The organism is Helicobacter suis HS1 (genome assembly GCF_026000295.1).
Classification (GTDB): domain Bacteria; phylum Campylobacterota; class Campylobacteria; order Campylobacterales; family Helicobacteraceae; genus Helicobacter; species Helicobacter suis.
Genome location: NZ_AP026769.1, coordinates 1,139,275 through 1,160,214, shown reverse-complemented (window position 1 = coordinate 1,160,214; position 20,940 = coordinate 1,139,275). Strand labels below are relative to the sequence as shown.

General features: G+C 40.5%; 22 protein-coding genes and 3 pseudogenes. 12 read left to right on the top strand and 13 right to left on the bottom strand.

Annotation, left to right across the window (positions count from 1 at the left end; translation table 11 throughout):
• Nucleotides 1-73: 73 nt before the first annotated feature.
• The 6 genes and pseudogenes from OO773_RS06295 to OO773_RS06270 all read left to right on the top strand — a co-directional run.
• Nucleotides 74-622 (top strand): YtfJ family protein, encoded by a 549-nt coding sequence (locus OO773_RS06295; protein ID WP_176486743.1) that lies wholly within the window; start codon nt 74-76, stop codon nt 620-622.
• 361 nt (nt 623-983) lie between these two features.
• Nucleotides 984-1,193 (top strand): annotated as a pseudogene (locus OO773_RS06290) (RNA-guided endonuclease TnpB family protein); the annotation flags it as partial.
• Nucleotides 1,194-1,985: 792 nt separating this feature from the next.
• Nucleotides 1,986-2,342, top strand: a complete 357-nt coding sequence (locus OO773_RS06285) for an aldo/keto reductase (RefSeq protein WP_205429532.1) — start codon at nt 1,986-1,988, stop codon at nt 2,340-2,342.
• A gap of 24 nt (nt 2,343-2,366) precedes the next feature.
• Entirely contained in the window at nt 2,367-2,789 is a 423-nt protein-coding gene (locus OO773_RS06280; protein WP_197734420.1) for an aldo/keto reductase, read from the top strand.
• Between the two features lie 10 nt (nt 2,790-2,799).
• Nucleotides 2,800-3,768 (top strand): glycosyltransferase family protein, encoded by a 969-nt coding sequence (locus OO773_RS06275; RefSeq protein ID WP_264828482.1) that lies wholly within the window; start codon nt 2,800-2,802, stop codon nt 3,766-3,768.
• A gap of 102 nt (nt 3,769-3,870) precedes the next feature.
• Nucleotides 3,871-4,119, top strand: a pseudogene (locus tag OO773_RS06270) (glycosyltransferase); the annotation flags it as partial.
• Nucleotides 4,120-4,150: 31 nt separating this feature from the next.
• On the opposite strand, the gene hemC reads toward OO773_RS06270, so the two are convergent.
• The 11 genes and pseudogenes from hemC to OO773_RS06215 form a co-directional block, all read right to left on the bottom strand.
• The gene (gene hemC / locus OO773_RS06265; RefSeq protein WP_006564914.1) at nt 4,151-5,059 is read right to left on the bottom strand and encodes a hydroxymethylbilane synthase; all 909 of its coding nucleotides are present in this window, start codon (nt 5,057-5,059) and stop codon (nt 4,151-4,153) included.
• Entirely contained in the window at nt 5,056-5,409 is a 354-nt protein-coding gene (locus tag OO773_RS06260; protein WP_040499351.1) for an FxsA family protein, read from the bottom strand. The genes hemC and OO773_RS06260 overlap by 4 nt, the downstream gene beginning before the upstream one ends.
• The gene (locus OO773_RS06255; RefSeq protein WP_006564915.1) at nt 5,410-7,140 is read right to left on the bottom strand and encodes a proline--tRNA ligase; all 1,731 of its coding nucleotides are present in this window, start codon (nt 7,138-7,140) and stop codon (nt 5,410-5,412) included.
• Nucleotides 7,140-8,438, bottom strand: a complete 1,299-nt coding sequence (gene hemA, locus OO773_RS06250; RefSeq protein WP_006564916.1) for a glutamyl-tRNA reductase — start codon at nt 8,436-8,438, stop codon at nt 7,140-7,142. The genes OO773_RS06255 and hemA overlap by 1 nt, the downstream gene beginning before the upstream one ends.
• An 11-nt stretch (nt 8,439-8,449) precedes the next feature.
• The gene (locus OO773_RS06245) at nt 8,450-9,355 is read right to left on the bottom strand and encodes a polyprenyl synthetase family protein (protein WP_006564917.1); all 906 of its coding nucleotides are present in this window, start codon (nt 9,353-9,355) and stop codon (nt 8,450-8,452) included.
• On the bottom strand, nt 9,340-9,726 hold the full coding sequence (locus OO773_RS06240) for a hypothetical protein (RefSeq protein WP_034375045.1): 387 nt from the start codon (nt 9,724-9,726) through the stop codon (nt 9,340-9,342). Before OO773_RS06240 ends, OO773_RS06245 begins: the two co-directional genes overlap by 16 nt.
• Nucleotides 9,719-9,994 carry a DUF2018 family protein gene (locus tag OO773_RS06235; RefSeq protein ID WP_034375042.1) on the bottom strand — a complete coding sequence of 92 codons (276 nt, stop codon included), beginning with the start codon at nt 9,992-9,994 and terminating at the stop codon, nt 9,719-9,721. Before OO773_RS06235 ends, OO773_RS06240 begins: the two co-directional genes overlap by 8 nt.
• Nucleotides 9,994-10,434 (bottom strand): Dps family protein, encoded by a 441-nt coding sequence (locus OO773_RS06230; RefSeq protein WP_006564918.1) that lies wholly within the window; start codon nt 10,432-10,434, stop codon nt 9,994-9,996. The genes OO773_RS06235 and OO773_RS06230 overlap by 1 nt, the downstream gene beginning before the upstream one ends.
• A gap of 72 nt (nt 10,435-10,506) precedes the next feature.
• Nucleotides 10,507-11,481: pseudogene (locus tag OO773_RS06225) on the bottom strand (sensor histidine kinase).
• 68 nt (nt 11,482-11,549) lie between these two features.
• Complete coding sequence (locus OO773_RS06220; RefSeq protein ID WP_264828481.1) at nt 11,550-11,837, bottom strand: hypothetical protein; 288 nt, start codon at nt 11,835-11,837, stop codon at nt 11,550-11,552.
• 17 nt (nt 11,838-11,854) lie between these two features.
• Nucleotides 11,855-12,889: a flagellar basal body P-ring protein FlgI gene (locus OO773_RS06215; protein WP_264828480.1), complete on the bottom strand. Its 1,035-nt coding sequence runs from the start codon at nt 12,887-12,889 to the stop codon at nt 11,855-11,857.
• A gap of 94 nt (nt 12,890-12,983) precedes the next feature.
• Here OO773_RS06215 and OO773_RS06210 point away from each other — a divergent pair, with 94 nt between their 5' ends.
• From OO773_RS06210 to OO773_RS06185, 6 genes are read left to right on the top strand one after another with little or no spacing between them, the layout of a single operon-like run.
• Complete coding sequence (locus OO773_RS06210) at nt 12,984-13,928, top strand: TrbG/VirB9 family P-type conjugative transfer protein (protein ID WP_006564922.1); 945 nt, start codon at nt 12,984-12,986, stop codon at nt 13,926-13,928.
• Entirely contained in the window at nt 13,925-15,031 is a 1,107-nt protein-coding gene (locus tag OO773_RS06205; protein ID WP_176485116.1) for a DNA type IV secretion system protein ComB10, read from the top strand. Before OO773_RS06210 ends, OO773_RS06205 begins: the two co-directional genes overlap by 4 nt.
• A 52-nt stretch (nt 15,032-15,083) precedes the next feature.
• The gene (locus OO773_RS06200) at nt 15,084-15,821 is read left to right on the top strand and encodes a (Fe-S)-binding protein (RefSeq protein WP_006564924.1); all 738 of its coding nucleotides are present in this window, start codon (nt 15,084-15,086) and stop codon (nt 15,819-15,821) included.
• On the top strand, nt 15,818-17,263 hold the full coding sequence (locus OO773_RS06195; protein WP_006564925.1) for a LutB/LldF family L-lactate oxidation iron-sulfur protein: 1,446 nt from the start codon (nt 15,818-15,820) through the stop codon (nt 17,261-17,263). Before OO773_RS06200 ends, OO773_RS06195 begins: the two co-directional genes overlap by 4 nt.
• On the top strand, nt 17,256-17,900 hold the full coding sequence (locus tag OO773_RS06190) for a LutC/YkgG family protein (protein WP_006564926.1): 645 nt from the start codon (nt 17,256-17,258) through the stop codon (nt 17,898-17,900). Before OO773_RS06195 ends, OO773_RS06190 begins: the two co-directional genes overlap by 8 nt.
• A gap of 8 nt (nt 17,901-17,908) precedes the next feature.
• Nucleotides 17,909-18,364, top strand: coding sequence for a peroxiredoxin (locus tag OO773_RS06185; protein WP_040499356.1), 456 nt, complete (start codon nt 17,909-17,911; stop codon nt 18,362-18,364).
• A 193-nt stretch (nt 18,365-18,557) separates the two neighbouring features.
• Here the strand turns inward: OO773_RS06185 and rfaE1 are convergent, their stop codons facing one another.
• Both rfaE1 and rfaD read right to left on the bottom strand, forming a co-directional pair.
• Nucleotides 18,558-19,982: a D-glycero-beta-D-manno-heptose-7-phosphate kinase gene (rfaE1, locus tag OO773_RS06180; RefSeq protein ID WP_264828479.1), complete on the bottom strand. Its 1,425-nt coding sequence runs from the start codon at nt 19,980-19,982 to the stop codon at nt 18,558-18,560.
• Nucleotides 19,975-20,940, bottom strand: coding sequence for an ADP-glyceromanno-heptose 6-epimerase (gene rfaD, locus OO773_RS06175; RefSeq protein WP_006564929.1), 966 nt, complete (start codon nt 20,938-20,940; stop codon nt 19,975-19,977). Before rfaD ends, rfaE1 begins: the two co-directional genes overlap by 8 nt.

Here is a 20,940-nt window from a genome sequence, read left to right as displayed (position 1 = left end):
ATTAAGTTTTTAATATTTAAAAAGAGTTTAAATATCTATGATAGCATGATCTCGAACTTTTGTGAGGTGTGTGTTGAAAAAAATATTTGGAAGTTTGCTATTAACATTGAGCATGGTACATGGGACAAACATTGTTTTAAACAAACCCTTAGCAAGCGTGGTGGTGCAAGATAAAGGGGAGCTTGTTTTAAACAAGGGTGATATTGCATACAAGACTTGGAGTAGTAAAAGTTTACCCGGGAAGGTGCGTATTCTCCAGCATATAGCCGGACGCAAAAGTGTTAAGGTAGAAAACCAGCCTTTAATGGATAAAATCGTAGCGCGGCATTTTGATGCAAGTAAATACCAAACGACCAATATCATCAATGTAGATGATGCCACAATGGGAACGGGTCTTTTTGTGCGAGGGGAAACCAAAAAGGCTAAAAAAGAGCACCCAGATAGTCAGGTGGTTATGGATAATGAGGGGGTGGTGCAAAAAGCTTGGGGGTTAAAAAAACAAGAAAGTTTAATTGTTGTGCTAGATAAGGAGGGTAAAGTGCGCTTTGTGCATGAGGGTAGGCTTAGTAGTGCCCAAATACAACAAGTTATTGATCTAGCTAAAAAATTACAACAAGAGTAGTTGTTACCCACCTGTTTTAACCCTTAAGAAGTCAACATACTCCCCGCGCTCAAAGCTAGGGGTTTTTAAAATTATCAAAGCCAGCTAAGACTGGTAGCTTTTTCTCTTTAGAGTAGATACCCCCGCTACAACACAAAACTTTAGTAAACATCTTAACCTGCTTAGAAGTTTGCAGGCCTTTAGCTAGTGGTAAAACCAAAATGGCTAATAGAGGTTTGTATAAACAATACTCTCTCTTTAATAGCTTTGATAATCTTAATACAGTGCAAAATGCCCGTTTTTAGACTTGTTTAGCTTATACCACCGCTAAGGTAGGATTTTTTAATCCCATAAACAATAGATATAGCCGTCATAAAATGCCAGAAAAATTAAGTTTTTAAGAACGGACTTTTTTCTATAAACTAGCTAACCATTTAGCTAAACAATATGCCCATGTTTTCATTGAAGATTTGAACATGAAAGTTATGCGTAAGCTATGGAGCAGAAAAATTAGAGATCTAGCTTTTAGCGAGTTTGTGTCTATCTTAGAGAGAAAAACACAGATGCATAAGATAGATACAGGTTCTATCCATGAGACCCAAATAACGGTAAGCCTCTGCGTTGCCTTTCACAGCGAGTCTTTTAAAGTCTTCCATAGTGGACTTAAATACATCTCTGTCCGTAGCGAACTGAAATTCATCAGAAACTACACCAGCACAATACCCAACATTAGCATGAGACTTAGCTATCCTGTTATAGGCCTCAATAGCTATTCACATCTCTGTTTGAGGTGATACACTTGGCTTTTGCGGTGATTGTTCTTGCTTAGCTTGCTGTGGAGTAGAATGTTTTTCTAACGATTTCTGATTGTGGTTGCTAGATTTTTTCTTAGAAAAGATAGCACTAGAAACCAAGTCCCCCACAACAGAACATCCGCCAAACAAACACACGGATAAACCCAACAACAGAGGTTTTATTAAAGGGGATTTCATAAGACCCCCCCAAAGTAAGGAGTAAAGAAGTGAAGGTTAGAGAAGTAAGTAAAACTAGAGAGAATTACCCCCACAACAACTAGCGAGCATGGCGATTTTTTAATTAAAAAAGGTGATTGTAGTGGGATTAAAATAAACTCTAGCTTAAAATCTTAGGCGTATACACCTGCACTTTTTAAGTTAATTTTGTGTAGACTCTGGGTTCCTGAGTTAAAAGTTTTAACCACTTTAAAGGATAGTTATGCCAGAAAAACAACCCCATAATCCAAAACGGCGCTCTTTACTCATTCAAAGGGGCACTAGGTCTCTCTTTACTCTCCTCAGGAATGCTTGAGAGTAAGGTTTCTAAAAATAAACAGCACAGCGCAACCAACAAGCGCTTTTTAGGGAAATTGCAGGTTTCTGCTATCGGGCTTGGGGTGCAAAACATGCCACGCAAATACGATACCTCTGTCCCTTACCGCCCGGAAATGATTGCTATTATCCGCCGGGCTTATGGGACAGGGGTTACTTTTTTTGACACCGCGGAGGCTTATGGCCCTTTGGAGTCTGAAAAAATTTTAGGTGAGGCTGTGGCTCCTTTTAGAAAAAAGATCGTGATTGCAACTAAATTTGGTTTTAAAACTCTCCGGCAGAAATCCCACTCGTCTTTAGCGGGTGGGATGAATGCCACTAATTTGTGGTATAATGTCCCCATACATTCGTATCTACGGCAGGAAGTGTCGGAAGTTACGCCTTTGGAGATATGATGTGTGAGACCTGTAGGGAATGCGTTGGAGCTCAAACTCTGTAAAATCCCTACTATAGGGACACAGAGTGAGAACCAAACTCTCCCTACGGGCAACATCAGCCTAGGAAGCCCAAATGTTTTTAGCATTTGGGCACTTCACTGTAGATCCACAAACGGGCAAGCGATTCCGGGGGTTAATAGCAAACCTGAGCACATTAAGCAGGCTGTGCACCATATGCTCAAGCGCCTGCGCACCGATTATATTGATCTGCTCTACCAGCACCGCGTGGACCCACGAGTGCCTATTGAAGATGTGGCGGGTGTGGTTGCAGATTTGAATGTAAAACTGAGCGCCTCAGAGATGCAAGAACTCACACATGCCCTTGATACTATAAAGATTCAGGGCAAGCGGCTACCTGATTTTGTACAAGCCTTTTCGGGTGTAGAAGCTGCGTCTAAACATTAGGAAGATTTTCATGACTATTCTTTTTACCACCGAGCAGTTTTATCCTCTACAGACGGGGACAGCTATAGCTGATTATAATTTGTGTTTAGCTCTCTCTAGATTTGGGCATGTGGTTTATGTAATCACTAGTAGCATGTTTAACTTCTCGAGGTTAACTCGAAAAGGCCCTATTCGCCTTATTTCTAGTGGTGGTTTGAGTAAAGAAGCAGTGGAAATTTCCCCCAATCTCTTCGTGATTGACTTCTTTATCGTTTATGAAGAAGACAACTGGCGGGGGCAACTTGAGGATTATCAAAAATTTCTTATTTCTTTTGAGTGTGATTTGCTAGTCAATATAGCCTTGCGGACATGGAGTACAGATTATATTTTAGATAAATTTCCACTTGTCAAGGCTAAGAAAAAAATTCTAAGAAGCCATGAAGAATGGTCCATCATGGATAACATCGTTAGCTGGAAGCGTTTTATCAAAGATGCTTTAAAAGCGCTTCTTACACTGCATATTATACACAGAGATTCTCATCCATGGTGGCAACAATACAGGTTTAAAAAATCTCTCAAATACTACGATTGTGTTTATTTCCTGCACAAGGGTAGCCATGGATACGACTACCTAAAACCCTATTGTACTGCAGATATTCTGCCAAATGGAGTGTTTGAAAAGGACATTTGCCCACCTAAAACCATTGCAAGCGCCCTAACAGAACAACAGAACAACAGAACAACAGAACAACAGAACAACAGAACAACAGAACAACAGAACAACAGAACAACAGAACAACAGAACAACTTAGCAGACCTTCTTTTAAAACCCTATCTACTTAATGTCTCTAATTACTACAAGGAGAAGGGGCAGGATTTTGTTTTAAAGAGCTACTATCTAAGCTTAGCTAAAATCCCCCTAGTCTTTGTAGGTTCTTTAAACAGATGGGATTGTTTAGACTACTTAAAAGAATTAAAAAGACAACTTGATCAAAATTAAAAAAGGTGATTGTAGTGGGATTAAAATAAACTCTAACTTACACAGGTACTAGCTCTCTTTCAACAAGCTACCCTATTTTTACATGGTAGCCGGGCTCCCTATGACAATTTTCCCATGGTCATTTTAGAAAGCATGCAATTTGGTATCCCCTTTATCTGTACTGATATAGGCAATGTTAAAGAATTATGTGCAGAGCTCATTGTTCACACTCCAGAACAAATGGCAAAGAAGATCAATGCACTCTTAGGTAATCCTGATTATTACAACAAAGTGGCTAGAGACCTAAACCAAACACTACAAGAATACACTTATGAGAAAATTATTAAAAAGTTAGAGGCTTTGGTAGGCTAAGAATCTTTGGTAAAAAGCAATATGGGACACGCTAAAGCGCTTTAGCTAGAATTTCTTTAGCGCCTTGAGCTAAAAATCGATCTAGCAGAGTTTGAACAAGTGTATTAGCCTGTTTTGCTAATCCTTGAATCTTTTCTTTAATCATTTGACTTCCATCAACAAGCCCCACAACCGCGCATATTTCCAGATGATCTCCTTTTAAAGAAGCGTGCACACCAATGGGGACCTGACACCCGCCCCCCAGTTTTTTAACAAATAAGCGCTCCACACCGCAAAGAAACGCGCTAGTAGAATCATTAAGACCGGCTATTGTATTAAACAAGGGGTGACTAGTGCACATTTCTACCCCCAAAGCCCCCTGCCCCATACAAGGAATCATTTCCTCAATCTCAAAGGGAATCTGATAGGGTACTTTAATTTGCAAACGCTCGACCCCCGCACATGCCAGCACAATCGCATCAAACTCCCCTGCCTCTAAGCGCTTTAAACGAGTCTGCACATTGCCCCGTAAACTCAAAGTATCTAGATCGGGGCGTTTTCTTTTAAGTTGCATAGAACGCCGTAAAGAAGTCGTGCCCACCTTGGCCCCTTTAGGCAAATCCTTAAAATTTGGGGATTTAAAACTTAAAAAACAATCCCTAGCATCTGCACGCACGCTCACACAAGCTAAATCCAAAGGCTCTACAAACTCTACGGGTACATCTTTAAGCGAATGTACCGCTAAATCTATATCTTTACTAAGCAACAACTCTTCAAGCTCTTTAGTAAAAAGCCCCTTGCCCCCAATTTTGGCCAAAGGCACATCTAAGATTTTATCCCCCTTAGTCTTAACCACCTCAATAACACTTAAAAGCCCTAAACTTTCTAGCTGAGTTTGGATATAGCGCGCTTGCCACAAGGCTAAAGCACTCCCACGACTCCCAATAATTAGAGGTTTCATTTTTCTTTATCCAGCACTTCCACATCAACAACCCCCTCCTCATGATTTTTTCTTTGGGGGCGTATGGAGGCTATTAAAATTAAAATGATTCCAAAAATATCGCAGAGCACCCCGGGCAAAAGCAATAAAAGCCCGCCAAAACTGCGCAAAACAAAATCCTCAGCAAAAGAGATATTCCTGATATTTTTTAGATCTTCAAAGGGATTTTTAAAAAGCAAAACTCCCCCTATAAACCCGCTAATAGCCACCTCTAGCAAAAAGATAAATAAGCCTAAATGCTGGATAACACTTAACACTAACAAGAACTCTATGACAATATAAAACAAGCCTACAATAAAAATAAGGGGCATTTAGCGCGCCTTTAAAATATCTATAAGTTGTACGCGCTCTACTATTTGTTTGCTAAGCCCCTCTCGTTTGATGAGTTCTAAATGGCCTGATTTGGCTTCTTTACCTATAATAAGAGCGTAAGAGCTGCCGATGCGCTCAAAATCTATCATTTTAGCCCCAAAGCGCAGGTTGCGATCGTCTAAAAGTACATCTACGCCCGCCTCTAATAATTCTTGATACAGAGTTTGCGCTAGGGCTATTAATTCTGTATCTTTACTATTAGCCACCACCAGCACCACCTCAAAGGGTGCGCTCTCTAAACTCCACACACAACCCTTTGAATCGCTTTTTTGCTCTAAAATTGCGGGGAGTAAACGGCTCACCCCAATCCCATAACAGCCCATTTCAAAAAAGGTCGCTTCCCCCTCTGTATTTAAAAAGTTAGCCCCTAAATTTTTAGCATAGGTATTTCCTAGCTGGAAAATATGCCCCACTTCTATACTTTTATGTTGCTCTAAGTTTCCCTGACATTCCGGACATAAATCCTGTACTCTTACAGCAGCAATGTCTTGATAGTTCAAACCTTCAAATGTGGCTAAATCCACGCCCACAAAGTGCATTTCTTTTTCATTAGCCCCACAAATTAAGCTATTAGCCTCCTCTAAATCACAATCAAAGATCACTAAAGCATCTGGCAAAATATGTTTAAGCCCATAAGGTCCCATGTAGCCGGGAAACATGCCTGCTTGCTCTAAAGTTTCAGCGCTAATCTCCTCTAAACTTAAAGCCCGCCCAGTACAGAGGCGATTAATGGCATTTAAAGCTTTCGTTTCCTCTAAAAAATCATCTCCTCTTAGAAAGAAAAAGACAATTTGTGTAGTGCGATCCTCAAATAAAACCTGCTTAGCAATGGCTTTAATTATAAAAAAGGGATCTACTTTAAAAAAGGCGCTTAGGGCTTCTATAGTGGGGGTATTTGGGGTAGAAAATTTAGCAAAAGAGGCCTTAGGGACATTATCTGGTTCGCAGCGTCTAGCACGCCTAGCGATCTCAATATTGGCCGCATACGAGCAATTTGTACAAGCAATAATGCTATCCTCTCCACATTCTGCTAGTACCACAAACTCTTTACTTTTATTGCCTCCAATAGCTCCGCTATCAGCCTGCACAGCCCTAAAATTTAAACCTAGCCGTGTAAAAATTCTGCTATACACCTGCTCCATCGCGTTAAATTCGCGCTCTAAATCCTGCGTACTCACATGAAAGCTATAACCATCTTTCATGATAAATTCACGCGCACGCATCAAGCCAAAACGGGGGCGAATCTCATCTCTAAACTTGGTGTGAATCTGGTAAAGATGTAGGGGCAACTGCTTATAACTTTGCACAAAACCCTTCACCACTTCCACCGCCACCTCTTCATGCGTAGGGCCTAGTACAAAGGGGTAATTTTTGCGATCTTTAAAAACTAATAACTCCTGCCCGTATTTATGTAATCTTTTGCTTTGTTCCCATAAACTTGCAGGTGTGATGAAATTAAACATGCACTCCTGCGCGCCATGCTTATCCATCTCCTCTTTAATGATGTTTTTAATCTTAGAAAGCACCTTTTGCCCTAAGGGCAAAAAGCTATAAATGCCACTGCCTATTTGTTTGATAAAACCGGCCTGAATCAAAAACTGGTGGCTTTTTAAAACCGCGTCTTTGGGGGGCTCTTTAAGAGAGGGGGCAAAGAGAGTAGAGTAGCGCATTAAAGTCCTTTGCTATATTCGCAGTGATAGGCGTTTAAAAACATGTTTTCGCCTCCTAAATTAAAGAGGTTTTTAAGGCATTCGCTAAGCATATCTCCCTCCTCTTTGTGGGCGTTTTTCTTTAAAACGGCGGTGGGGTGGTGCAAAAAGGTGTTAAAGGCATTGTGTAAAATCTTAGCCACACTCTCACCCTGCTCTTGTGGGATATAGCCCTTTTTAAGCGCTTTGTTAAGCTCTTTTAAAGCGGCTTCTTTAGCCAGTTCTCTAAGCCCTTTAATGAGCGGATCAAGTTCTAATGTTTGTAGCCATTCTAAAAACTTCATTGTATAAGCGCCCACAACCCCGTAGGCTTTTCTTCTATCCTGTTCGCGTTCCTCTAGGTGTTTAGCAATCACGCCCTTTAAATCATCTATGCTATAAAGCCAAATCTGTGCATCTTTTGGATCTTCTATATCTCTTGGCACAGCTAAATCAAACCAAAAGCGCCGAAAGGCTGTAGATTCTAGCATATTAGGCGTGATCAAGGGGGTTTTAGACCTTGTGGCGCTGAAAACAAAAGGGCAAATATTTAAAAGCGTGTTGAGGTTTTCTAGCCCGTGTACTTCTAAATTTTCTGTACCAAGTGTTTGGGCAAAAGTGCGGGCATTTTTAAGACTGCGGTTGCATAGCGCTACCTCAAAACCCTTAGAAAGCAGATGTTTACACACCAGTTGTCCCATCTCCCCTACACCCACCACTAAGGCTTTTTTAGGCAACTTTTCACTCTCTAAGACTTCTAAAGCCTGTTTAACAGCCATAGAGGCAATAGAGACCACCTGAGCCGAAATAGCGGTGGTGTTGCGCACACTAGCCGCGCACTTAAAAGCAAAGTGAGCTAGCCTACTTAAATGTTTACCACAAAGCTTAGCCTCTAAACATGTTTTATACGCGCTTTTAAATTGTCCGGTGATTTGGGTTTCCCCCACCACCATGCTCTCTAAACTACTCACCACAGAAAAAGTATGGTGGATTGCCTGATTATGGGCGTGCACAACGCTTTTTTCTTGTAACAAAGTAAGGGGCATATTTTTAGCACGGGCTAGAGACTCTAAGATTACAGGCACACTCTCTAAAGCCCCAAAAATATAAAATTCCATGCGGTTACAAGTCGCAAGGGCCATGATCTCTTGCATAGCGCTATGCTGTTTAAGCGCGCTTAGAAATTCTAAAAGACTTTTTTCTGAAAAAGCTAGCTGCTCGCGCAACTCAACGGGGAGATTTTGATGGGTGAAACTCACAACCACATACCCGCTATCCACAAAAAGCCTCCCTAAAATGTTCTCTCTAAAATAGCACTAGCCATGCGCTCTAAAGCCACATTATCCTCGCCATTAATAGCCTCTAGTGCCAAATCAACATAACCCCTTGCCTCTTTTAAAACCTCTTGAGCAATGCCAAATTCTTTAAATTTCTCTAAACACCACTCTTGTACCTCCTCACTCTCTACTTTAAAATAGGAGGCTAATTTTTTTTGATCGGCTGGATTTAGTTTTTGGTGTAAAAGAATATAGGGCAGGGTACTTTTACCCTCTTTAAAATCACTCAAAGCGGGTTTGCCTAAAACCTCTTGAGACTGGGTAATATCTAGCAAATCATCTACCATTTGAAAAGCCATTCCAAAATGCCGCCCAAAATCTCTATACTTAGAGGGCTCTAAACCCTGCAAAAGCGCAGCCCCACAGCTACTAGCCGCAATTAAAGAAGCGCTTTTATCCTCTATGGTGTCTAAATAGATCGCTTTATTAGGATTAAAGGCTAAACAACCCTGTACATCTTTAATTTCTCCGCGTGAGAGCTCCACCACACTTTGGGCTATGAGTTGTACTATTTCTTTACTAAAATTAGCCAATTCGCAAAAAGCCTTAGAGTAAAACACATCGCCTAACATGATCGCATTGGTGTTTCCAAAAGTAGCATTAAGCGAAGGATTACCCCGCCTAGTTTGGGCGTGATCGATCACATCATCATGGAGTAAAGAGGCGCTTTGAATCATCTCTATAATGGCACAAAAGTCTACAATTTGGGGATGATTAGAACAGATAGCTAAAATGAGTTGGCTTCTTAACATCTTGCCCTGCCCTAGATTTTGCACCATCTTTAAAACCTGTGGGCTTTTAACCTCCTCTAAAAAGCTTTGTATTCTAGCTTGAATAGCCGGAATTAATTCTGCAACCATTGGAGCTTTTCAGAGGCGCGCAAATACAAAGTAGCGCTTTCCTCTTTGTTATCAAAATTTTTAAAGGTGATGAGAAAAAAAAGCGGCGTTTTATCTGTGCTTATTTGCTCCTCTTTAAAAATCTCTTTTCTAAAGCTGTTGCGCTGGAAATCTTTATACAAAATAAACTGGTAGGGGAATTGGTTAAAATGCAAATGCACCACTAACCCCTTATCTTTGTAGAGTGTCCAACGCACAGATAAAGGTTTTTTAAATTTTTGTAGCTGCAAAGTCCCGCTAAAAGTTTGATCTTTTTTAAGGGTGATGCGCTGGTTAAGAGATTTGCAAAAGAGCAAGGAAGCACAACACAACACGAGCAAAAGCCTACTCATGCCCGCTTAAAATGCGCGCCATAGAATCAATAGCTAAATCTACCTTGCGGGCGTGTATGCGATCTTGCAAAGCAGAATCAAGGCGGTTTTGCTGAGAAAGGGCGTTAAATTTCTCTAAAAGCCCCTCTTCTTCAAGCAAAAGTTCGCACAGCGCGCGCGTCTCTAAAAGTTTGTCTAATTCCTCAAAAGAGCGCTTAAAACTCGCATGCACGATCACTTCCGCCCATTTTTCTAATGGATCGCCCTCAAAGACTTCTAAATCATCCATTAAGCCAAACTTGCCTTAAGCATCCAAATAGATTTTTGTAATTTAGCCAGCTGTTCATCAGCATAGGCTGTAGTTACAACATCTTTTGCATGGCCTGCTACCTCAGAGAGTTCTTTAAAATGTTCCTCTAAATGTTCATAATCTTGCAAAAGAGCTTCAAAAATTTCTTTGGAGTGGAAGTGGTGTTTACTTTCCTCCTTGACATGGGCTAGCTCTAGGGCTTCTGATAAAGTAACCACAGGTACATGGCCTAGTTGAGCTATCCTTTCGGCTAAATCATCAAACATATCTGCAAATCCCTCATACACTTCTTGGGTGAATTTATGCACGGGGAAAAAATCAGAGCCCTTTACATTCCAATGGAAGTTGTGGAGTTTTACGAATAAAACAATGCTATCGGCCTGAAGTTGTTTGAGTACATCAACTGTTTTTGCTTTCATCTATTCCCTTTTTTTAATTTCACTGATCTAGCCAGCTGGGGAATTCTAGCCTAAAATGATTAATACAAACTTTTAAGCATCCTTGAGAATGCGGATTTCAAAGGTTTTTGTAGGCGTGTCTAAAAGCGTGATTTGCCCCCCGTGCGCTTCTACCACCTGCAAAGAAAGCGCTAAACCTAGCCCATTGCCCTTTAATTTAGTGGTTTCAAAGGGTTCAAAGAGCAGTTCTTTATCCACAACTTCCTTACCATCATCTTTAATATGAAAAATCACCCATTCCCCCTCCTCAAATGCCACCACTTCTACATGCCCTTCTTCGGCGCTGCCCTCCTCAATGGCATCTATAGCGTTATAAAGGAAATTTTGCAGGGCAATACTGAGTAAACTTAGATCATAAGAGACAGTAAGAGGTGTGATCTGGGTTTTAAGGGTGATGTCTTTAGTGTAGCTATACTGGTTAAGCGCCTCTTTGATTTCATCTTCTAATAAAGAGAGGCTCTGAGGGATTTTATTAGCCTGTACACCTTTAGAAAAAAGCAAAGTTGCCTTGATAATACGCTCAACCCGCCACAGCGATCGTTGTAATTCAAAAACAATAGGCTTAGTTTTTTCCTCTACTTTTTTGAGTAAAACAGAGGTGAGTAGAGAAATAGAGCCTACGGGATTTCGGATTTCATGGGCTAAATGGGCTGAAATTTTGCCCATAGAGATTAGCCGTTCTTGGCGTTTTTGTTTGGTGATGTCTGTAGCGGTGATGATTTCTTTGCCCTGAATTTTATTATTCTGAAAAAGGTAGTTTTTGCCCCCATGTTCAATCTCGCTATTAAACCCTACAGATCTTGCTTTTTCAAACACTTCTTGGCTTTCTATAGCCTTGCTATTCTTATAAAAAAAGCTTTTATTTTCATTAAGTACCTTTGCACCATCTTTAAAACCTGTGATCACCCAACCTCCTCTAAAAAGCTTTGTATTCTAGCTTGAATAGCCGGAATTAATTTGCAAAATAAATTCATTAAGCAGGCGTAAAAGCTCTTGGCGATCCTGCATTTCAATCCCATCTAGGATTTTTTGATCTAACCCCTCCCCTGATTCAAATTGTAAAGTGTTTTTTTTACTCACCCTTTTCTCTGTGCCTCTTGATCCTTAAGAAAGTTAAAGAGTAACTCGCTATAGCCAAAATGCCCGCTGAGTTGGTTAGAGAGCGATTCTTTATACATGGATTGATAAATCTCGCTTCCGGGTTGTTTAGGATAGAGTGGATTATCTAATTTAAGTGCGGTATCTAACATAAACTTTAAAAGCAAGGATTCAAAAGCATCCGTTTGTACTTTAAGTTGTTGATCGTCGTTCTTTGTGCTTTTTAACTTCTTAGCATCTACATGCCCGCTTAAAATGCGCGCCATAGAATCAATAGCTAAATCTACCTTGCGGGCTCCATTTGAGCGCTAATTGCCCCACTTTTTTTCATCGCCTCTAAAATAGAAACAATGCCCTTAGCATTCACCCCGATTTTTTGTAAAGCCTTAACCACACTTGCTACTGTGGCCTTAGGTGCGCTTAAGACATTTTCTTTTGTATCAAAAGAAGTTGTGGCATCAAACTTTTCAATATCCTTTTTGGCCTTGCCTTTTTTAGGTTCTAAAGGTTCTTTTGTAATTTTAATCGTAACATCTCCGCTTGTAACCACTACCGGGTGTACCACAATATCCACCCCCGCTACCACCGTGCCAGATTTTTCATCAATGATGATTTTATTTTGCTGGGTGTAATCAATGTTGATTTCTTGAATCAAGGCTAAAAACTCCACCATTGTAAGCTTAGCAGGCTTTTTTAATTTAATCGTCTTAGGATCGATAGCTAGGGCTACGGGTTCTTTAAAAACTTGATTTAGAGTCTCTTGGATTTTCACCGCATTTTTAAAATTAGGCTCTTTAAGGCTTAAAGTCATGTTGTTTTGGCGTGTCAAATCATAAACCACCTCGCGCTCAATTGTCGCGCCATTAACAATCGTTCCTGAAAGCAAATTAGAGGAATTACCCAAACTCACACTACCCTGCGCGATCGCATAAATATTGCCATCAATGGCACTTAGTGGCGTCATCACTAAAACCCCGTGATCAATAGACTTTGCATCGCCAATAGAAGAAATTTGTACATCAATTTTATCCCCCTGTCTAGCAAAAGAGGGCAAGGTAGCCGTGATCATCACAGCGGCTACATTTTTAGATTTAATATCATCAGGAGAGACCTTAACATTGACACTTTCAAGCATGTTTGCAATAGATTGCATGGTAAATTTAGAGCCAGATTTATCCCCCGTGCCATTTAACCCAATCACAAGCCCATAGCCTACTAACTGGTTATCGCGCACCCCTACGATATTGGCCACATCTTCAATTTTCTCTGCATGTAAAACCCACAAGAGAGATAAAAATAAAAAGCTAAGTTTGCACACTCGCATGCCTAGATTCTACCCAAATATCTTAAAAATATCACAAGTCTTTACCATAGAAAGTTTGTTATAATGGATTTAAAGAAGTTGGTGTTAGATGTGTTTAAGGATTTGGCTTTTGCTTTTTTTAGGGTGTTTATTAGTGGCTGATTCTACTGCTCAGCCAGAAGAGGAGGAAGAAGAACCTCCCATTTACTCCATGCAAGATCTGCATGCCATTCAAAGTAGTTTTTTTAAAAGAGAGCGAGGGGATCTAGACAACACATTATTTATGGATTATCGCTTAGGCCAAACCCCTAAATTACGCCTGCGTTATGCGATGATCACTACTTTAGTTTTTAGTGAACCTATTAGAGAGGTGATTTTGGGCGATAGTGTAGGTTTTAGCACTAAAATGCTAGGCCATGAGCGCCACCAAAATAGCAATGTCTTACTCATTAAACCCCTACAAATTGGTATTGATTCTAATTTAAATGTGGTGGGTAAGAGTGGTAAGATTTATACTTTCTATATCTTTTCAACCACCTTTACAAGCCCTAAACACCCTGTTTTAAATGTCTATGTTTCCAATAAGCATTTTTTCCAATCTAGCCCAGATCAACCCCTAGCTAAATTTGAAGAAAAAGAGATTTTAAAGAGCAATGTTTTAGAGAGTAAAAAGGACACACCCGATTCTACGCGTTATCTTAAAATCGGAGATGCCAGTAATGCCATGTGGATTGATAAAACCCAAATTAAGAGAAACTATAAAGTTTTAGGGAGTAGAAAAAGGGCTTGGTTTTGTCTGTGGCTGTGTAGAATTGATACGGCTAAACTAATCAAACCCCTAGACATTTTTAACGACGCTCACTTTACCTACTTTAAATTTGATCGCAAAGCCTCTCAAGTTAAATTTCCTGTAGCCTATAAAGTTGTAGATGGGTATGATAACCCCATTAATACCCGCATTGTAGGGGATTATCTCATCGCTGAGGATATTGCCAATAAATGGACTCTTAGAGAGGGCAAACTCCATGCCTGTATCCGCCGTACCCGCCCATGAATTCTCTTGTTAAAAAGTTGATTATTGGATTGGGTATGGGTGTGGTGATCATGGCCTCTTCTCTTTGGTGGCATAAAAGAAACGAACAACCGGAGGCCGTTTTAGAAGTAGAAGAATCTAACTATCCGCTTTCTGATTATTTATTTGTACCAAAACAACAACAAAAAGAAGATCCTAAGGATTCAGAGGATTACAAACGCCTAGAGCAAATATTAGAAGAAAATGCCAAGCAAATTACAGCTCTAAAGGCACAGCTTAAACAAGCATCACAAAAGCCACCGCCTCAAATAACCCCCCCGCCCCCACAAGAGATAGATAGCACGCAACAAGATATACTAGCCTCTCGTATTAAAGCCTTTGAAATTTCTCAAGATGAGCCTAAAGAGCAAGAACCAATTTCAGTACTAGACTATGGAGTTGATCATTTTGATAATCTCAAAGCTAAAGATGTGGCCACCCATGAAAATAGGCTTTTGCGCACTATCACCGCTGATAAAATGATCCCCGCTTTTTTGATCACACCTATTAGCTCCCAGTTAGGCGGTAAGGTTATTGCACAGGTAGAAAGCGATGTATTTGCTAACATGGGACGGGCTATTTTAATCCCCAAGGGCTCTAAAGTTATAGGTTATTACAATAATAACAACAAAATAGGCGAGTACCGCCTTGATATTGTGTGGACTCGTATCCTCACGCCACAAGGGGTTAATATCATGCTCACAAACGCCAAAGGCGCAGATGTTAAAGGCTATAGTGGACTAGTAGGTGAGATGATCACGCATAATTTCCAGCGCTATGGCATGCCTCTTTTAGTCTCTACCATTTCTAATGGCCTACTCATTGCGCTTACCTCAGCCATTGCCAATAAAACAGGTAAAAATAATTTCTTTGGCGATTATCTTTTAATGCAAATGACGCGCCAAACGGGCATGGGATTAAACCAAATTGTAGCCCAGATTCTAAGAGATAAAAGCAATCTCAAGCCTATTATTATCATTAGAGAGGGGAGTAGAGTTTTTATCGCGCCTAATTTAGATATTTTTTTTCCTGTGCCTAAAGAGGGCGAGATATTAGCGCAGTTTTTTACCCATTCGTTGCCTTAGTTAAGCTATAATGATTGGCTGATGTTTTTTATAGAGAGCGCAAAGGAAACTTATGAAAGTGTATTTTTTTGCAACCTGTTTAGGGGGAGCTGTTTTTAGTAAAACAGCGATTAATTGCATTAAACTTTTGCAAAAAGAAGGGGTGGAGGTGATCTTTAAAAAGGATCAAACCTGTTGTGGGCAACCTAGCTATAACTCAGGCTACTACGATCAAAGCCGTGAGATCGTCTTGCACAATGTAGGGCTGTTTAAAGAGGATTATCCGGTTATCGTGCCTAGTGGGTCATGTGTGGGCATGATGGCCCATGACTATCTTGAACTCTTTGAAGGGCATAAGGATTATGAGGCGGTTAAAAACTTTTCCTCTAGGGTCTTTGAGCTTTCAGAATTTTTAGATAAAAAGCTAGATATTCACTATAAAGATGTGGGCGCGCCCATTAAAGTTACTTGGCACTCAAATTGCCATGCCCTGCGGGTTTCTAAAGTAATTGGGAGTGCTAAAAAAATCATCTCCCAGCTAGAAAATGTAGAGTTAGTAGAATTAGAGCGCGAGGAGGAATGTTGTGGGTTTGGGGGGACTTTTGCGGTAAAAGAACCTGAAATTTCTTATGCGATGGTGCAGGAGAAAATTAAGGACATTGAAAGCCGTCAGGTAGATTATATTCTCTCAGCCGATGCGGGTTGTTTGCTTAATATTAGCGGGGCGATGGCTAAAATGCAGGCCCGTACAAAAACCATGCACTTTTATGACTTTTTAGCCCAAAGAGTGGGGATTGGAGATTTAACATGACAGAAGCACATAACGATCAAGCCTATGAAAAAATCATTTCTGAAAATCTAGCTGATACGCAACTGCGCACCAATTTACGATCGGCTATGGATACTCTTATTCATAACCGCAAGAATTTGTTAGCAGATCGTTATCCACAATGGGAACACCTGCGCCAAATTGGGCAAAATGCTAAGCTTAAAGTACTAGCTAAGTTGGATCACTATGTACAAACCTTTGAGGAAAAAGCCACTCAAAATGGCTTTATTGTACACTATGCTAGCACAGCCAAAGATGCCAATGAGATTATTTATAACCTTGCTAAACAAAAAGGGGTTAGCAAGATTTTAAAGGGCAAGTCAATGGCTAGCGAGGAGATCGAGCTTAATCGGTATATGCATGAAAGAGGCATTGTGTCTAAAGAAACTGATTTAGGCGAGCTTATTATCCAGCTTATTGATGAGCACCCGGTACACATCGTAGCCCCAGCTATTCATAAAAACCGCTACCAAGTGGGGCAGATTTTTCAAGAAAAATTAGGCGCGCCTTTAGAGAGTGAACCAGAAAAGCTAAACGGGATTGCCAGAGAGCACATGCGCGAGGAATTTGAGGGTTTTAAAATGGGGATTTCTGGCGTGAATTTTGCAATCGCTAATGAGGGGGCTATTTGGCTGGTTGAAAACGAGGGCAATGGGCGCATGTGTACCACAGCCTGTGATATTCATGTGGCTATTTGTGGGATTGAAAAAATGGTAGAGAGCTTTGAAGATGCCGTAACTCTTGATAACTTGCTTTGTCCTAGTGCGGTGGGGGTTTCTGTAACCTGCTATCAAAATATCATCACAGGCCCCAGACAAGAGGGCGAATTAGATGGCCCAAAAGAGGCACATATTATTTTACTTGATCATAACCGCTCTAATATTCTAGCCGATGAAAAGTATTACAAAGCGTTAAGTTGTATCCGTTGCGGGACATGTTTAAATCACTGCCCGGTTTATGATAAAATCGGCGGGCATGCGTATTTAGCCACCTATCCCGGACCCATTGGCGTAGTCATCACCCCCCAACTTTTTGGTTTAGACACTTATGGCCATATTGCTAATCTTTGTAGTTTGTGCGGGCGCTGTGGGGAGGTGTGCCCGGTGAAAATCCCTTTGCCTGAGCTTATTAGAGATTTGCGGGCTGAAAAAAGCCATGAGGGGCGGGGTGTGGTGCTTGGTTATCAAAGCACCAAACATAGTAAACTTGAAGAATTGGGCATGAAATTCTTTGCAAAAATGGCTTGTAGTGGGGATTTATGGCGGATCTCTTTAAAAATGGCCGGGTGGTTTGCCCCGCTTGGAAAATGGTTTGGCCACTATACGCCCGTGCTTAAAAACTGGCTCAAACACCGCGAAATGCCTATTGTGCATGCAGATTTACACGCACAAGTTAAAGCTTTAGAAGGGGTGATTTATGAGTAGTAAACAGGTGGTTTTTGAGCGCATAACTGGGGCATTAAAAAGACACAGCATAACACACACAGACATGCCCTTTGAAAATATTCTTCTTGATGCCAAAGGGGATATTTTAGAGGAGTATAAATACTTCCAAGAGCTTAACCGCGCTAAACTTACAGATTCTAACCCTGAGAATTTAGCCACCGCCATAAAGGAGGCCTTAAAAGATTTTGCAAGCCAAAAGGTTTTATGCGCACTGGATTTGCCTTGCACTTTAGAACAAATTGATCCGGAAAATCTCTATGAAAAAATTCCTTACAATAAGCCAGTAGAGGAGTTTAGAGAGGAAATTTTTAGCATAGACACGGCTATTTTAAAAGCTAGCTGTGGGGTTGCTAATTTGGGAATGGTGGGGGTGGTCTCCTCTGTTGCTTCTCCTCGTCTTATTTCTTTGATCACCCTTAAATGTATCATCTTGCTAGAAAAAAGCCAGATTGTTAAGGATTTAGATCAGGGGATAGGGGTTTTAAAGGCTCAAAAAGAGGGGCGGTTACCTACTAATATGCTTTTTATCGGCGGGCCTAGCCGTACAGCTGATATTGAACTTAAAACCGTCTTTGGTGTGCATGGACCTATGGAAGTGCATGTGATCTTATACTAAGGAAAAACATGCCATTACAAATAAATACCCCCGCCCCTTCTTTTAGTTTGTATAGCGCCCGCCATGAAAATGTGAATTTAAAAGACTTTTTAGGCAAGTGGGTGGTGCTTTATTTTTACCCCAAAGATAACACCCCCGGTTGTACGATAGAAGCGCAGGATTTTAGTAGACTCAAAACAGAATTTGAGGCTAAAGGGGCGGTCATTTTAGGGATAAGCCCAGATGAGGTACAAAGCCATTGCCACTTTATAGAATCAGAAAAACTAAGCATTGAACTTTTAAGCGACCCTAGTTTAGAAGTGTTAAAGGCTTATGGGGCTTATGGTGTTAAAAATATGTATGGTAAAGAGGTGGAGGGCGTGATTCGCTCCACTTTTGTAATTGATCCAGAGGGAATAATTAAACACGCGCTTTATAATGTGAAAGCCAAAGGGCATGCCCAAAAGGTATTGGATTTGCTTTAATTAAAACTCTGTAAGTCTGCTATGAGCCAAACTTACAACGGCCAAGCAAACCTAAATGGTTTTAACCTTTGGGTGTGTTAAACCCAAACCCAGTTGCACCGCAAACCTATAAGCTTAACTAAGTTAGATTAAACATTGAGCGGGGAGTGTATCAAGCTCTAATCGCTTTTATTATGCGTTAATGGGGCAATGTTTATAAAAGCCCTTGTATCTTTTGGATGGTATTTGTTGTAGAACACCCCTTTACAAAATCTATTAAAACCACTTGTTCTACTAAATGACTACCCACAATCTCTTTATCTTGATAATCCGCACCCTTGACTAAAATTTGAGGTTTGAGCGTTTTAATCAGCTCTAAGGGTGTTTGCTCTTCAAAGATCACCACAAAATCCACACATTCTAAGCTGGCTAAAATAAAAGCGCGATCTTCTTGGTGATAAATGGGGCGTTTATTGCCCTTTAAAGCCGTTACAGAAGAATCGCTATTAAGCCCAACAACTAAAATATCGCCTAGCTTTTTAGCCTCTTGCAAATAATATACATGCCCTCTGTGCAACACATCAAAACAACCATTTGTGAAAACAACCCGTTTAGTGCTAGAACTTAAGATTGCTTGGAGCGTGTGTTTATCTAAAATTTTTTGCCCTTGATAATGTTGTCGCAAAAACTCTAGCGCCTCGCCATAACTAGAACACGCACTCCCAACCTTACTCACCACCACCGCAGCAACAGCATTAGCAAAAGTACAAGCTTGTCCAAAATCTAAGCCCAAACCTAAGCAAAAAGCAAGCGCAGCAATCACACTATCTCCAGCCCCGCTTACATCATAAACTTCTTTGGCAATAGTGGGGATTTTAACTAGATTATCTTGATCTAAAAATGCCATGCCCTGCTCACTTAAAGTAATAAGCGGAGTAACAATGTGGTAGCCGTCTTTAAGAATAGTTAGGGCTTTAAGTAAACTAGCATCATCTGTAATATCTAACCCCGTAGCGATTTGGGCTTCTTTTTTATTGGGGGTTAGTGAGTGAGCGTGGGCGTATTTAGAATAATCCTTGCCTTTAGGATCGCAAAGAATGATCTTGCCCTGCTCTTTGGCACGCGTGATGAGTGCTTGGCATAAACTTTGATCTAATACGCCCTTTAAATAATCTGAAAGAACAAGTACCGCCATATTTTGTAAGAAGGTGTTAGCTATTTCTAATAAAGAGGCGCGTAAGTTAGAACTAATGGGTGTATTTTTTTCATGATCAATGCGCAAAACTTGTTGTTTACCAACCATCACACGGCTTTTTAAGCAAGTGGGGCGTGTAGAATCTATTAAAATCCCATCTACTCCAACACCTAAATCTTGCAAGATACTAAATAAACGATCTTTAGCTCCATCAGCGCCTGCCACCCCGCATAAATCTACTTGTGCTCCTAAAGCCACTAAATTATTAACCACATTAGCCGCCCCGCCTAAGCGATAAGTCTCCTCTATCACCTCCACTACTTGCACGGGGGCTTCAGGCGAGAGCCGCTCGCTATTCCCCCAAATATAATGATCAACTATAATATCACCCACCACCAACACGCGTACAGATTTTTTAGAGTGGTTTAAAAATGCGCTAAGCATTGGTTTTAGCCAGTTTTTTAATGGTTGGTAAATAGGCTTTAATGCCGCTTGCTAGATTATAATTTGGGGTGTAATCTAAATCTAAATGCGTGCTTTGAATATCTGCACAGGTGTGGTTTTGGAAAAAAGGATAAGGATTTTTGATATAGGTGGTTTTAAAATCGCCTAATTCTTGCTGTAAAATTTCTACGATCGTGTTATAGCTATGACTTTTGCCATAGCCTACATTATAAACTCCAACTTGGTTTGCTACCATAGCTTTTACACTAGCCTGAATCACATCTTCAATATAGACAAAATCGCGTTGTTGTTCTCCAAACTCAAAAAGCTTAACTTCTTTATTTTGCAAGGCCTGTAAACCTAGTTGTAAAATCATAGAGGCAGTTTTACCTTTATAAAATTCCCCCGGACCATAGACATTAAAATAGCGCAAACCCACAATGGGCGTTGAAGTTTCAAACGCTAGAGTACTTCTATCCATGCACAATTTAGAAAAACCATAAACATTTTCAGGTACTTCGTTTAAACCTACGCGGTTGGGTGCATTTGTATTGCCATAAACAGCAGCTGAGGAGGCATAAATTACGCGTGCCCCTTTATTCTGTGCAATTTTAAGGAGTTTTAAAAAGGCTTGGTGGTTAGTTTGCATGACTAATTCTTGGTTAAGGCAGGTAGTATCTGAAATAGCGGCTAGGTGGAAAAGATAATTAAAATCTATTTCTTCTAATGTACTTAAATCTTGCGTGATGTCTGCGGTGATAATCTCCCCTTTAAATCCAATCAGGTTTTTAAAATGCCCCAAACTGCTCAAACTAGGGTCTCTAAATTTATCTACTACAATAACGCGGGCTTTAGGGTGGTGTTTTTGGAAATACAGGGCTAAATTACTCCCAATAAAACCCGCTCCCCCTGTAATAACAATGGTTGTATTTTCTAAAGTATCTGGAATGTAGGGCAT

Coding starts and splice junctions, on each gene's coding strand:
- OO773_RS06275 (WP_264828482.1), top strand. CDS start 2,800: ATGACTATTCTTTTTACCACCGAGCAGTTTTATCCTCTACAGACGGGG.
- hemC (WP_006564914.1), bottom strand. CDS start 5,059: ATGAAACCTCTAATTATTGGGAGTCGTGGGAGTGCTTTAGCCTTGTGG.
- OO773_RS06260 (WP_040499351.1), bottom strand. CDS start 5,409: ATGCCCCTTATTTTTATTGTAGGCTTGTTTTATATTGTCATAGAGTTC.
- OO773_RS06255 (WP_006564915.1), bottom strand. CDS start 7,140: ATGCGCTACTCTACTCTCTTTGCCCCCTCTCTTAAAGAGCCCCCCAAA.
- OO773_RS06245 (WP_006564917.1), bottom strand. CDS start 9,355: ATGGTTGCAGAATTAATTCCGGCTATTCAAGCTAGAATACAAAGCTTT.
- OO773_RS06240 (WP_034375045.1), bottom strand. CDS start 9,726: ATGAGTAGGCTTTTGCTCGTGTTGTGTTGTGCTTCCTTGCTCTTTTGC.
- OO773_RS06235 (WP_034375042.1), bottom strand. CDS start 9,994: ATGGATGATTTAGAAGTCTTTGAGGGCGATCCATTAGAAAAATGGGCG.
- OO773_RS06230 (WP_006564918.1), bottom strand. CDS start 10,434: ATGAAAGCAAAAACAGTTGATGTACTCAAACAACTTCAGGCCGATAGC.
- OO773_RS06220 (WP_264828481.1), bottom strand. CDS start 11,837: ATGGCGCGCATTTTAAGCGGGCATGTAGATGCTAAGAAGTTAAAAAGC.
- OO773_RS06210 (WP_006564922.1), top strand. CDS start 12,984: ATGTGTTTAAGGATTTGGCTTTTGCTTTTTTTAGGGTGTTTATTAGTG.
- OO773_RS06205 (WP_176485116.1), top strand. CDS start 13,925: ATGAATTCTCTTGTTAAAAAGTTGATTATTGGATTGGGTATGGGTGTG.
- OO773_RS06200 (WP_006564924.1), top strand. CDS start 15,084: ATGAAAGTGTATTTTTTTGCAACCTGTTTAGGGGGAGCTGTTTTTAGT.
- OO773_RS06195 (WP_006564925.1), top strand. CDS start 15,818: ATGACAGAAGCACATAACGATCAAGCCTATGAAAAAATCATTTCTGAA.
- OO773_RS06190 (WP_006564926.1), top strand. CDS start 17,256: ATGAGTAGTAAACAGGTGGTTTTTGAGCGCATAACTGGGGCATTAAAA.
- OO773_RS06185 (WP_040499356.1), top strand. CDS start 17,909: ATGCCATTACAAATAAATACCCCCGCCCCTTCTTTTAGTTTGTATAGC.
- rfaE1 (WP_264828479.1), bottom strand. CDS start 19,982: ATGCTTAGCGCATTTTTAAACCACTCTAAAAAATCTGTACGCGTGTTG.
- rfaD (WP_006564929.1), bottom strand. CDS start 20,940: ATGCCCTACATTCCAGATACTTTAGAAAATACAACCATTGTTATTACA.